Source organism: Rheinheimera mesophila (assembly GCF_000986865.1).
Classification (GTDB): Bacteria; Pseudomonadota; Gammaproteobacteria; order Enterobacterales; family Alteromonadaceae; genus Pararheinheimera; species Pararheinheimera mesophila.
The window spans coordinates 20,387-35,322 of record NZ_LAVS01000003.1; the positions used below are offsets into that span (position 1 = coordinate 20,387).

At 47.5% G+C, this 14,936-nt stretch carries 11 protein-coding genes; 7 read left to right on the forward strand and 4 right to left on the reverse strand.

Features of this window, described 5'->3' with window-relative positions:
- Positions 1-77 precede the first annotated feature (77 nt).
- From SD53_RS02120 to SD53_RS02135, 4 genes are all read right to left on the reverse strand, one after another.
- Positions 78-1,175, reverse strand: a complete 1,098-nt coding sequence (locus SD53_RS02120; protein WP_046518576.1) for an AI-2E family transporter — start codon at positions 1,173-1,175, stop codon at positions 78-80.
- A 38-nt stretch (positions 1,176-1,213) separates the two neighbouring features.
- The gene (locus SD53_RS02125) at positions 1,214-2,794 is read right to left on the reverse strand and encodes a Ppx/GppA phosphatase family protein (RefSeq protein WP_046518577.1); all 1,581 of its coding nucleotides are present in this window, start codon (positions 2,792-2,794) and stop codon (positions 1,214-1,216) included.
- Complete coding sequence (gene ppk1, locus SD53_RS02130) at positions 2,791-4,911, reverse strand: polyphosphate kinase 1 (protein WP_046518578.1); 2,121 nt, start codon at positions 4,909-4,911, stop codon at positions 2,791-2,793. The genes SD53_RS02125 and ppk1 overlap by 4 nt, the downstream gene beginning before the upstream one ends.
- Before the next feature lie 114 nt (positions 4,912-5,025).
- Positions 5,026-5,526: a glycine cleavage system transcriptional repressor gene (locus SD53_RS02135; protein WP_046518579.1), complete on the reverse strand. Its 501-nt coding sequence runs from the start codon at positions 5,524-5,526 to the stop codon at positions 5,026-5,028.
- A gap of 281 nt (positions 5,527-5,807) precedes the next feature.
- Between SD53_RS02135 and SD53_RS02140 the strand changes: the two genes are divergently transcribed.
- From SD53_RS02140 to SD53_RS02170, 7 genes are all read left to right on the forward strand, one after another.
- Positions 5,808-6,788: a PstS family phosphate ABC transporter substrate-binding protein gene (locus SD53_RS02140; protein WP_046518580.1), complete on the forward strand. Its 981-nt coding sequence runs from the start codon at positions 5,808-5,810 to the stop codon at positions 6,786-6,788.
- Positions 6,789-6,976: 188 nt separating this feature from the next.
- Entirely contained in the window at positions 6,977-9,265 is a 2,289-nt protein-coding gene (locus SD53_RS02145) for an ABC transporter permease subunit (protein ID WP_241481739.1), read from the forward strand.
- 15 nt (positions 9,266-9,280) lie between these two features.
- Entirely contained in the window at positions 9,281-10,960 is a 1,680-nt protein-coding gene (pstA, locus tag SD53_RS02150; protein ID WP_046518581.1) for a phosphate ABC transporter permease PstA, read from the forward strand.
- 55 nt (positions 10,961-11,015) lie between these two features.
- Positions 11,016-11,828 (forward strand): phosphate ABC transporter ATP-binding protein PstB, encoded by an 813-nt coding sequence (gene pstB, locus SD53_RS02155; RefSeq protein ID WP_206539884.1) that lies wholly within the window; start codon positions 11,016-11,018, stop codon positions 11,826-11,828.
- A gap of 151 nt (positions 11,829-11,979) precedes the next feature.
- The gene (gene phoU / locus SD53_RS02160) at positions 11,980-12,690 is read left to right on the forward strand and encodes a phosphate signaling complex protein PhoU (protein ID WP_046518583.1); all 711 of its coding nucleotides are present in this window, start codon (positions 11,980-11,982) and stop codon (positions 12,688-12,690) included.
- A gap of 151 nt (positions 12,691-12,841) precedes the next feature.
- Entirely contained in the window at positions 12,842-13,516 is a 675-nt protein-coding gene (locus SD53_RS02165; protein WP_046518584.1) for a TIGR00153 family protein, read from the forward strand.
- A gap of 19 nt (positions 13,517-13,535) precedes the next feature.
- Positions 13,536-14,804 carry an inorganic phosphate transporter gene (locus SD53_RS02170; RefSeq protein WP_046518585.1) on the forward strand — a complete coding sequence of 423 codons (1,269 nt, stop codon included), beginning with the start codon at positions 13,536-13,538 and terminating at the stop codon, positions 14,802-14,804.
- Positions 14,805-14,936: the final 132 nt, after the last annotated feature.

Here is a 14,936-nt window from a genome sequence, read left to right on the forward strand (position 1 = left end):
AAGCTTTTGCGCACTACCATACTGAGTCTTGACTCAAAAGCAAAGAGGCTATGATCTTTTGTCCGACCAACAGAGCCTTAATCGGGATCAGTGCGGCCCTGTAGCAGTTCGCCTTGTGGGCTATTTGCTGTAGGTTCCCTGAGCCATTCGCGCCAAATTGCGACCAACAGTGCCATCAGCACAGGACCAACAAACAAACCGACCATGCCCATGGTTTGCACTCCCCCTATTAATCCAAAAAAGGTGGGTAAAAACGGCAATTTGACTGGCCCACCTACCAGCGTCGGTCTGATGGTTTTATCAACAATAAACAGCTCAATGCTGCCCCATAAGAACAGCCCAACGCCTGCAGTCAGATCACCAGTACCGACCAGATAAATAGAGATCAGGGTAAAAGATAACGGGGCTCCACCCGGGATCAGCGCCATAAAACCTGTTAATACGCCAAAAGCCACAGGGGAGGGCACACCTGCTATCCAGTAGGCTATACCAAGCACCACGCCTTCACCTATGGCGATAATGGTCATTCCTATCACGGTAGAGCTAACGGTAGCAGGCACTACGCGGGAGAAACGGTTCCAGCGGTCCGGTAAAATACGCTCGCCTACTGTGTCCAGTTGCCATGCCAGGCGTTCGCCGTCTTTATAGAGAAAAAATAAGGTGATCAGCATAAACAGCAGGGTCAGCATAAAACCTGCGGTGGTCCAGCCAAAATTCAGTACCCATTTGGAGATACCGCCAATTTGTTCGCCGCTGACTAAACTCACCACCTGCCCCAACTGATGAGGCTCGCCTAAGTAAATTTGCCAGTAGCCGGCCAGGGTGTCACCAACACCGGGCAGAGCCTTAAGCCATTCAGGTACTGCGGCGCCATGTTCATTGGCATATTTCAGCCATTCTATCCAGGCTTTGAGCTCTTCCATGGCATAGCTGAATACCATAGCCAGCGGGATCACCAGACCCAAGACGATAGCCACAATAGCGACGCTAGCAGCTAAGGTGGAGTTGTGACGGCAATAACTCAGTAAGTGGCGATACAGAGGCCAACTGGCAAAGCAGATAATCAGAGCGGCCAGTACAGGTACCAGAAAACCGATAAAAAAGAATACTCCTGCACCGAGTATCACCAGCAATAGAGCTCTGCTAATGGCGTCGTTACTAAAAATTTGTGGCATCTGTAACTTTTCCTTTTGCCTGTGATGGCATTTTACGGCTAGTCGTCTTCTGCGCTGGCGGGGTCGAACCCCGGACTTTGCAGACTGCACTCTACTAAATAGGGGCAGTCGAGCACAAAGGCAATCTTTTTCAGATGCAATTGCTCCTGCTGGAGATCAGCGACTAATAACGGCTGTTGCTCCAGCCAGACTTTTGGCAAGTGCAGGCTCAATTGTTGATTCTGGCCCTGCGCTTTGAGTTCAGGTAAAAAATCGTCACGACGCTTTTGATTCAGTAATACGGCCAGACGCAGTAGCACCAGTAAGGAGACGACTGTGCTGGCACTGTACAGATAAAACTGCGACAGGTCTTCAGTTTTGATTTTACGGCGGTGGGACCGCACCAGGGTAGCGATCAGTTGCTGCTGTTCCTGGTTAAAGCCGGGCAAATTGGCATTTTTTAATATATAAGACGAATGCCGCTGCACACTGGAGGAATTGATATGCAGGCCAATTTCATACACAGTGGCGGCCCAGCTTAACAAATCGGCCATTTCATCGGTTAAGTCCCAACTGCCGCGCAACTGAGCGAACAACTCCAGCGCGGTACGGCGCACTCTGTTGGCCTGAGCTATGTCTATGCTGTATCTTTTGATCAGACTCTCAATGGTATGCTCGCGAATATCATGATGATGCAAACGGTCGCTCATTTCATACAGCACCCCCTCACGCAAAGCGGCATCGACATAATACATTTGTGTGATGCCAAGCATAGTAAAGGCGGCGATCAGAATAGCTAAACCTGAACAAATCAGTAGCTTACGATCATCTGCTAAACCGGGTAAATCCAGTTGCAGGCTGTTTTCCTGTGCGATCAAAAGCTGTTTTAATTGCAGCAGATGCTCCAGTTCAATACACACCGGATGCCAGCCTAAACCGACAATAATATCGCGGATGGTTTTGATGGTGCCTGAAGTACCCACCGCCTGTTGCCAGCCGGTTTCACGGTAGGCCGAGACTATAGGCTCCAGTTCCTGCTCCGCCTGTAAAATAGCCCGTTCAAACCTCTTTGTGCTGATCCGGCCATTTGGGAAGTGCAGTTTGGCATAGCTGACGCAGCCCATATTGCGGCTAGCCAGCTTCAATGGCTGGAAGCCCTCACCTATCGCAAACTCCGTGCTGCCGCCGCCTATATCCATCACCAGTCGCCGACCCTGATAATGCTCAAAATGCGCCACGCCCTGATAAATAAACCGGGCTTCTTCCTGGCCTGAAATGACTTCAATCGGGTAGGGGAATACCGCCTGAGCCCGACGTAAAAACATCGCACTGTTTTTGGCGCGTCTTAAGGTATAGGTGGCAATAACCCGCACTGATTGAGTTGGCACAGGTTTTAAGGTATCGGCAAATTGAGCTAACACAGCCAGACCACGCAGCATAGCCTCTTCGCTGAGCAGCAAATCTTCTGTCAGACCTTCGGCCAGTTGCACCTTTTGTTTTTCACGGTGTAACAGTTGTAAAGCACCGTCAACAACCCGCGCTATCACCATATGAAAGCTATTGGAACCTAAGTCAACAGCCGCCATGTAGCTGGCATTGCGGGCTTCTGTGGTCGCATCTGCGCTGGTCCAGTGGGTCATGATCCGGCCTGAGTGGATTGCTGTAACACAGCAAAATAATCGTAGATTTCCTGTTGGGAGCGAATGCTACGCTTATTGCCTCTTTTTACATAGTGGTTGCTTTGATCTTTATCAATAATCCGCGCCTTGACGTTGTCATGCCACTGAATATCCAGAGTCGTCAGAATTTGCTGTTTGATCGCTGCATCATAAATAGGCACGCCTACTTCGACCCGCTGATCCAGGTTGCGGGTCATCCAGTCGGCCGACGAGATATACAAATCCGTTTCGCCACCATTGTTAAAAACATACACCCGGGCGTGTTCAAGGAATCGGTCCAGCACGCTGGTGACATGAATGTTATCGCTCAAGCCTTTAACGCCCGGAATAAGTGAACACATGCCGCGTACCATAATGCGGATTTTCACCCCGGCCATACTGGCCTTGTACAATAAATCGATGATTTGATTGTCGACCAGGTTATTCACTTTCAGGATGATCTCCGCTTTACGGCCTGAAGTAGCAAAACGGGTTTCCCGTTCAATCAAAGCGCTCAGCTTAGGCCGGCTCCAGGTTGGAGACACAATTAAATGATTAAACTGGAAGGGTTTGTAGCTGTATTGAATAAACTCAAATACCTGATCCACTTCATCACAAATTTCACTGTGGCAGGTGAACAAGCTCATATCTGTGTATACACGGGCGGTTTTCTCGTTAAAGTTACCTGTGCCGATATGAGCAAACTTTTGAATTTTGCCTTTTTCCTGCCGGGTGATTAAACACAGCTTGGAGTGAATTTTTAAGGTCTGCAGACCAAAGATCACTTCAATACCGGCCTCGGTCATACGCCGTGCCCAGTTGATATTATTTTCTTCATCAAAACGGGCTTTCAGCTCCACCACTACTGTCACTTGTTTGCCGTTACGCACTGCGTCGAGCAAAGAGTGGATCACCCGGGAGTTTTTCGCCACCCGGTACATGGTCATTTTAATGCTGGTAACTTTGGGGTCAAACGAGGCTTGACGCACCCATTCGGTGAAATAACTGAAGCTGTGATACGGGTAGTACAACAAAATATCTGAAGTACGGATCGCTTCAAAGCTGGTGGTATGGCGCTCAAATTCCGGGCTTTTTAACACCGGCATAGGCGGAAACTCCAAAGAGGGATGCCCGATGTTCGGGAAACCGATAAAGTCTTTGAAGTTGCGGTATTTACCGCCCGGAATTAACGAATCGTAAGAGCTGTAGCCGAGCAGCTTTTTCAACATTTTCAGCATATGCTCTGGCATATGGCTGTCATACACCATACGCACAGGCTCAGACTTTAAGCGTTGTTTAATGCCTTTGGACATCTTATCGATCAACGACTGATCCAGGGTGTCACTGATATTGTATTCGGCGTCACGGGTCAGTTTCAGGGAGAATGCCTGAATTTCACAGAAGTCAAAAAAGCCATTAAATAAATCTTTTAAGCAGTGCACTATGATGTCGTCGAGCAAAATGATTTGCCGACGGTAGCGGCCTTTCTTTTTACTTTTGTTTAAATGCAGCGGTAGCTCCACAAAACGTGACATCGCATCGGTAGGGACCTGCACTATGGCGTATTCGGCTTTGTTGGCACCCGTCATCTCAACCATCAGATAGGTTGCGTTATCTTCTAAATGCTTGGCGAGTTTGACCTCTTCCGCAGATAGAATAATAGGCGATAAATGCCGCTGTATTTCGCTGCGATAGAAACTTCTGACCCACTGTGCCTGAGCATCGGTCAGCTTAAAATTATCAATCAGCTCAATGTTATGTTTGCGCAGTTCCTGCTGTAAGTCGTCATAAATTTTGTTAAAACGATCCCCGAGCTTCAGCACTATATGCTGAATATCGTGCAGTAATTGCTCCGCATCTTCCTGCTCATCGGCATGATATTTTTTCAGCAGGATCCGGCGTTTGACATCCGCTACCCTGACCCGGAAAAACTCATCCATGTTGTTGGAGTAAATACCTAAAAAACGTAAACGTTCAATGAGCGGATTACGTTCGTCCGCTGCTTCCTGCAGCACACGGCCATTAAAGGACAGCCAGCTCAATTCACGGGGAAAATAATTCGTATCGCTCACAGTATGTATTAGCTCTGTAATGACCATAACGCGCTCCAGATCGGCAAGTGGAGCTACTCTATGGCAGTTTTATGACAGACTGATGAAAGGATCAAGGGCTTGATCCTTCATTTGCATCACTATTTGATTGTCAATGCTGTTTTAATGTTCAACATCCACCACGACGTCAGAGGCTATCGCTTCCAGTGCTTTGACGACTTCGTCTTTATTCAGCCCGGCAGGTAGTTCGACTGTCGCTATGGCGTGAAATAACGGGACACCCCAGTTCGGTGCGCTTTGTTTGGAGCTTTCAAAATGGGTGATATTGGCGCCTTTATGTTTGATCACGCTGGATAACTCGCGCACTATGCCTGGCCTGTCATTGCCCGTAATCACAAATTGCAGTTGTTTATCCGGATGCATTTGTGAATCCAGGCCTTGCTGAATTTTGATATCCAGATCAGACATACGCTCCAGCTCAGTGGTTAAGGCAAACAGATGCTCTTCAGGGACTTCCAGTTGCAATATACCCGCGAAGTATCCACCCAAATGACTTAAATTACTGGCCATCCAGTTGCCCTGATGGCTGGAGATCACTGTGGCGAGCTGTTCTACTAAACCTGCTTTATCTTGACCTATAACGGTTAAAATTAACTGCTTCATACAACCTTACTCCCGGAAACGGCGGAAAACTGATAAAAATGCAAAACATTTATGAAAAAACAGTGAGTTAGCCAGATTTGGCTTACCCCATTGTAGACCGCTGGCCGGTTTTTGACAGTCAAGTCGTCGCAATTCTCCGGACAATTTTAAAAAATTGTCGCAGTTCAAATCCTGATGTTGTTTTATTTCGTCATATTAGTGTCATATTTCTTTCTTATGATGAGTCGTAGAAAACAACCTGAACCACGAACAGACATGTCGTCTGTTGTGAGGAGAGCAACGTGAAAGTAGCAAAGTTATTAACTTCATTAAGTCTGATTGCAGCCACTTTAGGTCTGACAGCTCAGGCGGCCATTATCGAAGCCGACCCTAAATTACCAGCTTATGTAAAAGCCACCGGTGTTTCAGGCAATATTTCCAGTATAGGTTCTGATACCTTAAACAACCTGATGACCAAATGGGCTGAAGAGTTCCGTAAGCAATACCCGAACGTCAATATCCAAATTCAGGGTGCAGGTTCTTCCACAGCGCCTACAGCGTTGACGGAAGGCACATCAAACTTCGGTCCTATGAGCCGTGCGATGAAGCCATCCGAAGTACAGGATTTTGAAGCTAAATACGGCTACAAACCAATGGCTATTCCTGTGGCTATCGATTTATTGGCTGTCTATGTTAACAAAGACAACCCATTACAGGGGTTAACTATTGCTCAGGTCGATGCGATTTTTTCTGCGACCCGTAAATGTGGTTACAAAGAAGACGTGACCCGCTGGGGCCAGTTGGGTATGGAAGGTGCCTGGGCAAACCGCGATTTCACTATGTATAGCCGTAATGCAGTATCCGGTACTTACGGTTACTTCAAAGATGTGGCGCTGTGTGGCGGTGACTTTAAATCCAGTATCAACGAACAACCTGGCTCTGCGTCTGTAGTGCAGGGGATCAGTGAGTCTATTAACGGCATCGGCTACTCAGGCATTGGTTATATCACGTCAAGCGTCAAAGCCTTACCTTTAGCGAAAAAAGAAGGCGAGCCATTTTATGCGCCAAATGCGGATCACGCGTTAGATGGCAAGTACCCGTTATCACGTTTCCTGTACGTGTATGTGAACAAACACCCGAACAAAGATATGCTGCCGTTAGAGCGTGAATTTGTTCGCTTCGTGTTGTCCAAAAATGGTCAGGACGTGGTTGCTCATGACGGTTATGTGCCAGTACCTGCCTCAGTCGCAGCCAAAGCACTGGCAGACTTAGGTATCAAGTAACCCGGTCTGATCAACACAAGGCACCTTCAGGGTGCCTTGTTTGTTTTCTGACATGAAGCATTTGTTTTGGTCAGTGATTTTTATTTGAAATGTGTCATTAATATGACAAAAAACCACTCTGTAATATTTTCGTCATAAAACTCTACTATAGTTGCCAGCATCTAAAAGTAACTGGTGGTATCGCAACTATGCATTCAACCCATCCAAGTCAGCAGTCTGTCGGTGATTCTCCGCGTTCTTTGCTGCCAACTGGTGAACGTCGGGCCCGTTTACGGCGCTGGCGGGCTGTTAAAGATAAAATCTCCAAATATGGCATCAGCTTTGCCGGCATTAGTGTGGTGCTGGCTTTTGCCACTATATTTGTTTATCTGTTTTCTGAAGTCGGGCCTTTGTTTTCTTCCGCTTCAGTGGAACAGAAAACCAGCTACCAAAGTCCTGTCGCTCAGCCGCTGCACAGCAGTATTGAACGCTATGGCGAGGTGGGGTTAACGGTGAGCTCTGATGCGAAGCTGCAGTTTTTTAATGCCGAAACGGGTGAACTGAAGCAGCAGGTGCAACTGGCTTTACCAGCAGGGGCTAGCGTCACCTCGTTTGCTAAAGCCGATCCCCGTACCGGCACCTTGATTCTGGGGTTATCGAACGGTCAGGCGTTAATTGCGAAGCACGAGTACCTGCTGAGTTACCCGAATGACAAACGCCAGGTCAATCCAAAGGTCAGTTATCCGCTCGGTGAAGCGCCGCTGCAGGTGGATGCGCAAGGTCAGGCGCTGGTGGCTATTGCCATTCAGGAAAAAGACGAAAACCGTATGCTCAGTGCATACACGGCCGATGGTCGTTTAGTTTTATCCAATATGGTGGCAGAAACGGCCTTCCTGACTGGTGAAACTACAGTAGTCCGCACTGATTACACTTTGCCTGATGCGCCAAAGTCTGCCAGCAAAATTCTGATTGATAACACCTTCCAGAACTTGTTTGTCGCAGACAAGGCTGGTCATATTCATTATTACGCTATTAATAACCCACAAGAAGCGCGTTTAGTCCAAAGCGTGAATGCGGTTTCTTCTGGTGCTCAGATCACCGCCATGGAGTTTCTGGTGGGTACTGTGTCTTTGGTTGTGGGTTCATCTACAGGTGAATTAAGCCAATGGTTTTTAGTGCGTGATCAGCACAATAACTTCGACTTAAAACAAATCCGTGATTTTGAGCAGCACCCGGGTGCCATCACTCAGATTGATGCGGAGTACTCACGCAAAGGTTTTATGGCGATAGATGACAAAGGTCATTTAGGCATTCATTACGGAACCTCTGCCCGTACTTTGTTTCTGGAAGCTTTTGATCATGGGCTGACAGCCAGACAAATTGCCATTTCTCCTATCAACACTAATTTCCTGATGCTGGACGATCAAGGCCAGATGCATAAGTTTGAGCTGGAAAATGCGCATCCCGATGTGTCCTACACTGCACTTTGGAATGAAGTCTGGTACGAAGGCCGTGACGAAGGCAAATACATTTGGCAGGCCTCGGCGGGTTCTGATGAGTTTGAAGCCAAAATGAGTATGGTGCCGCTGGCGATTGGTACTCTAAAAGCTGCCTTTTTTGCCATGCTGTTCGCCACTCCTTTGGCCATTATGAGTGCGATTTATGTCGCCTACTTTATGACTCCAGTGCTGCGCGGCAAGGTGAAACCGACCATTGAAATCATGGCCGCTTTACCTACGGTTATCTTAGGTTTCCTCGCGGGCTTGTGGTTGGCCCCTTTTGTCGAAGAGTACTTAAGTGCAGTGTTTGCCATTTTGCTACTGATGCCATTTATGATGCTGGCGGCCGCTTATTTGTGGCGTTATATGCCGGAATCCATTCGTAACCGCTTTGGTTTAGGCTGGGAAGCGGCGTTTTTAGTGCCGGTGATTATTCTGTTTGGTTATTTGGCAGTCAGCGCCAGCCCGATGATCGACAACACCTTTTTTGATGGTAGCTTACGTCAGTGGTTTACCGACAATGGTATTAACTACGACCAGCGGAATGCGCTGATTGTCGGTATCGCTATGGGCTTTGCTGTGATTCCAAATATCTTCTCTATTGCCGAAGATGCGATTTTTAACGTGCCCCGTCATTTAACTCAGGGCTCATTGGCTTTGGGTGCCACACCGTGGCAAACCATGGTCGGTGTGGTTCTGCCAACGGCAAGTCCTGGTGTATTCGCCGCAGTGATGGTGGGTTTTGGCCGTGCTGTGGGTGAAACCATGATTGTGCTGATGGCCACAGGTAACAGCCCTGTGGTGAACTTTAATATCTTCGAAGGTATGCGGACTTTATCCGCCAATATAGCGGTTGAACTGCCTGAAACTGCAGTCGGCAGCACGCACTTTAGGGTCTTGTTCCTGGCCGCGCTGGTGCTCTTCGTCTTTACCTTTGTGTTTAATACCTTAGCCGAAGTGATACGGCAGCGTTTACGTCAACGCTTCAGCAATCTGTAATTAAGGGGCACTTTGATGAAATCTTTATTTGGCGTAAGAGCCTGGTTCAGATCAGGGACTCCCTGGATTTGGTTAAACGCCGGCGCTATCGCACTTTGTCTGGTGATGGTGGTCGGTGTATTAGGATTAATAGTGGTACGCGGCGGCAGTCACTTCTGGCCAGCAGATTTGCAGCAGACCGAGTGGTCACCTGAATCGGGTCAGAAAAAAACCATTATGGGCGAGTTGGTGCGCTCAGAAACTGTCTCTGCTGTGATGTTGCGTGAATCCGGAGCTACTGTGCCGGCCGAGCTCGAGTCTGTCACCCGTTATCTGGTGAAAGTAGGTAACCGTGATGTGTATGGTCGCGACTTCTCCTGGTATATGGATTATGAGATCACTGGCTGGGTTGTGCCTGAAGGCGCCATTGCTTTGGAGCGCCGCGAGCGGGGTAACTTTTATGGGTTTCCATTAAAGCTGACCGAAGGCGATAAGCTGGTTGCAGAAGGTGTGGCCATGTGGCCAGAGCTGCTGCAACGGGTGGAGCGCGCCAATACTATCTTCCAGCAAATGAAAGATATTGAAAAAAATGACATCAGTCGCATCAACAATCAGATTGAAAAGTTGCGTTTAACTGAACGTCGTTTGGTGCTGGAGCAAGTGTCAGAAGCCGAACTGGCTGAGTTTAAAGCTCAGGCTGCGGCAGAAAACAAAGTATTGAGCGATGAGTACGAAGTGATCCAGCAAAAACTGGATCAACTGCGTGCAGAGTCCAACCGCGATACCCTGATTGCCCGCACGGCTGAGGGACGTGAAGTCAGTATTTCGCTGGCCAATATAGTCAACGCTTATGCGCCAAACGACATGTCAGTCTGGCAAAAGACCCGCCACTATTTCAGTGGCATAGCAGGTTTCCTGAGCGAGGAACCGCGTGAAGCCAATACCGAAGGCGGTATTTTCCCGGCTATTTTTGGTACTGTCACCATGGTGATCCTGATGGCCATCATCGTTACCCCTTTTGGCGTGCTGGCGGCTATTTACCTGCGTGAATATGCTAAACAGGGACCTTTGCTAAAGATTATCCGGATTTCGGTCTACAACCTGGCTGGTGTACCTTCCATTGTCTACGGTGTGTTTGGTTTAGGATTTTTTGTCTACATTATGGGCGGCAGTATAGACCAGCTATTTTATCCTGAAGCCCTGCCGAGTCCGACTTTTGGTACTCCGGGTTTATTCTGGGCTTCATTAACCCTGGCCTTGTTAACCCTGCCTGTAGTGATTGTCTCGACCGAAGAAGGCTTATCCCGTATTCCTAGTACCATCCGGATGGGCAGTCTGGCGCTGGGCGCGACTAAATCTGAGACCTTATGGAAAGTGGTTGTGCCACTGGCAACTCCGGCTATGATGACGGGCTTAATTTTAGCTGTGGCCCGTGCTGCCGGTGAAGTCGCACCTTTGATGCTGGTAGGGGTCGTGAAATTAGCTCCGACTTTACCTATAGATGGCAACTTCCCCTTTATTCACTTAGATCAGAAGATCATGCACTTAGGTTTCCATGTGTTCGATGTGGGTTTCCAGAGTCCAAATGTCGAAGCCTCGCGTCCTTTGCTCTACGCCACGGCGCTGGTGCTGGTGTTATTGATTGTGGTGCTGAATATGGCAGCAATTTATATGCGTAACAGATTACGTGAAAAATACCGCAGCGATGCTGACTAGACCTCGCCTGATATGCAGGTAGTTGATAACAGAATTTCACAGAATGGTAACGAAGATGAATCAAGATAAATTAACAGCTCCACCGGTAGAGACCGAATTAAAATTATCGGATGAAAAAATCAAGCTGCAGGTCAATGATCTGAAGCTGTATTACGGTGATGCACTGGCACTCAAAAGCATCAATATGACAATACCGGAGAAACGTGTCACAGCCTTTATCGGTCCTTCAGGCTGCGGTAAGTCGACTTTGTTACGCTGTTTTAACCGGATGAACGACTTAGTCGATATTTGTCGTATTGAAGGCGAGATTTTAATGGACAGCCAGAATATCTATGACCCGAAAGTGGACGTGGCTGAACTGCGCCGTCAGGTCGGTATGGTGTTCCAGAAGCCGAATCCGTTTCCAAAAAGTATTTATGAAAACGTCGCTTACGGTTTGCGCCTGCAAGGTGTAAAAGACAAACGTATTCTGGATGAAGTGGTAGAAACGTCGCTCAAAGGTGCGGCTTTATGGAATGAAGTCAAAGACCGTTTGCATGACAATGCCTTTGGTTTGTCTGGTGGTCAGCAGCAACGTCTGGTGATTGCCCGTGCTATCGCGATTGAACCAGAGGTGTTGTTGCTGGATGAACCAGCATCGGCTTTGGATCCGATTTCCACGCTAAAAATTGAAGAGCTGATTTATGAGCTTAAAGATAAATACACTATTGTGATCGTGACCCACAATATGCAGCAGGCAGCCCGGGTATCCGACTATACTGCCTTTATGTATATGGGTGATTTAATTGAGTTTGATGCCACCAATAAGATGTTTACCAATCCATCGCAGCAACAAACTGAAGATTACATCACAGGTCGTTTTGGTTAATTAATGAAAGTGAATACCCAAAGTAATTGCAGTTGCAGCAAGGCGACAAACGAGTGAGGGCCCTGAGCATAGAAAACGATGTGATTGGGGCGAAAGAGAGCAGTGAACACGGCTGTAACTGCAAGAATCAAGGGTATTGGAGGAGAGCGCGATGGATAAAATGAATTTAACGAAGCACATTTCCAGTCAGTTCAATGAAGAAATTGAACAGGTTCGTAATCATGTGATGGCGATGGGTGGCTTAATTGAACAGCAATTGGCGGATGCATTAAATGCAATTGCCAGCAGTGATGCGGAATTAGCCCGTCAGGTGATTGCCAATGACTTAAAGGTCAACGACTGGGAAATTAAAATTGACCACGAGTGCACCCGTATTATTGCCAAACGTCAGCCAGCGGCCAGCGATTTACGGCTGATTATGGCCATTATTAAAACCATTTCTGACCTAGAACGCATTGGTGATGAAGCCGAACGTATTGCGAAGGTGGCGTTGGAGTCCTTTAATAGTGCGCAGCAGGACTTGCTGGTGAATCTGGATAATATGGGCCGCCATGTTGCGCAAATGCTGCACGACGTATTAGACGCTTTTGCCCGTATGGATGTGGAAGCGGCTTTAGCTGTACACCGTGAAGACAGAAAAGTGGACCGTGAATACGAGGCCATCACTCGTCAACTGATGACCTACATGATGGAAGACCCGCGCTCTATTCCTAAGATCATGAATGTGTTATGGTCAGCCCGCTCGATGGAACGTATCGGTGATCGTTGTAAAAACGTGGCGGAGTACATAGTGTTTCTGGTCAAAGGCAAAGATGTGCGCCATGCGGACGATGAAAAGTTAGAGCAAGACGCCCGCAGTTAAAAAACTCAGCGTTAAAGTTGTCATAAAAGCCTGATAAAACCTATGTTTTATCAGGCTTTTTGCATTACTGCTTTTAAGAAGTTTTTATTACACTTTGATTGCAGTACAATGCGCGCCGGTTTTCATTAACTCAACAGCAAGAGGCACACTTATGCCAAATCACTTTTTGGCGGTTTTTGCGAAATCACCAATCAAGCCTTTAGAAGAACATATTAAAAAGGTGTTTGACGCCAGCCTGTTATTACTGCCGTTTTTCGATGCAGTGTTTTTAACAGATTGGGAGAAGGCGGCTGAAGTTCGCAAAGCACTCGTAGCGTTAGAAAAGGATGCTGACAAATTAAAGCGTGATATCCGTGTGCATTTGCCACGTGGATTGTTTTTACCTGTCGACAGAACGGACTTGTTAGAGCTGGTATCGCAACAAGATAAAATCGCGAACAAAGCTAAAGATATCACAGGTCGTGTTTTAGGCCGTGAGTTAGAAATTCCGGCGCCTATTCAGGTGGAATTTAAAGCCTATTTACAGCGTTGTATCGACGCTGTTGAATTAGCCTGTGAAGCGATCAATGAATTGGATGAACTGCTGGAAACCGGTTTCCGCGGTCGCGAAGTCGATTTAGTGATCAAAATGGTTGAACGTATCGATGAAATCGAGCACGACACCGATCAACTACAAATCAGTCTGCGCAAATTTGTTCGTAAAGCAGAAGCCGAAATGAATCCGGTTGATGTGATGTTCCTGTACCGCACTTTGGAGTGGGTTGGTGATTTAGCCGATTCAGCCTTAAAAGTAGGTTCACGACTCGAAATCATGTTAGCCCGTTAATTCTTAAGGTAATTCAATAATGGAAATTCTCTCTCAGTACGGCTTATTGCTGATTATTACTGCCGCTGTATTTGGCTTTATTATGGCCTACGGCGTGGGTGCCAATGATGTTGCCAACGCTATGGGCACTTCGGTCGGCTCTAAAGCGTTAACTTTGAAGCAAGCACTGATTATCGCCGCTATTTTTGAAGCAGCCGGCGCCTGGTTAGCGGGTGGTGAAGTCACCTCGACCATCCGCAGCGGTATAGTGGATGCTGAAGCTTTTAAAGCAGTACCGGAACTTTTAGTGTTCGGTATGATCGCCTCCTTGCTCGCAGCCGGAACCTGGTTGTTAGTCGCTACTCACTTCGGTTGGCCCGTGTCTACAACGCACTCTATCGTTGGCGCTATTATCGGCTTTGCTTCGGTTGGCGTAGGTATGGAATATGTGCGCTGGGGCGAGGTGACGGGCATAGTTGGTAGTTGGGTTGTGACGCCCGTGCTGTCCGGTATTCTGGCTTACCTGATCTTTATGAGCGCTCAGCGTCTGATCTTTGATACTGAGAATCCGCTGGAAGCTGCTAAAAAATATGTGCCTTTCTACATGGTGTTTGCGGCTTTTATGATGGCTTTTGTCACCGTCAGCAAAGGGTTAAAACACGTAGGTCTGACTCTGACGCCCAATGAAGGTTTTATGCTGTGTGTCGCGATCGCACTGGTTGTGGGTGTTATAGGTAAAATTGCCATCAGCCGTCTGAAGATTGATCCGGAAGCTGACAAAGAAATGCATTTTAATAACGTAGAGCGGATCTTCGGTATTCTGATGATTTTCACTGCCTGCTGTATGGCTTTTGCTCATGGCTCGAATGACGTGGCGAATGCCATTGGGCCATTAGCTGCTGTGGTCGGTATTATCCAATCTGGTGGTCAAATTCTGGATAAAGTGGCATTAGACTGGTGGATCCTGCCTTTAGGTGCTGTGGGTATAGTGATAGGTCTGGCGACATTAGGCGCCCGGGTGATTCGCACCATAGGTGAAAACATCACTCACCTGACGCCAAGTCGTGGTTTTGCCGCTGAAATTGCTGCAGCCAGTACAGTGGTGATCGCTTCAGGTATAGGTTTACCTATTTCTACCACGCAAACTCTGGTGGGTGCGGTATTGGGTGTAGGTATGGCTCGGGGTATAGCAGCGCTGAACCTGGGGGTGATCCGGAACATTTTTGTGTCATGGGTTGTCACTTTGCCTGTGGGCGCTGGTTTAGCTATCGTATTTTTCTACATCATCAAGGCGATATTTGGCGCTTAATGCCTTTTGTTGCTTATGAAGAAATCCCGGTTTGATACCGGGATTTTTTTTATTCAGATGAACTGTTATTGAGCTTTTCTTTTTTCTTTTATTCAATTAAATTGGTTTGAAATTAGTTTAATCATCGGAATA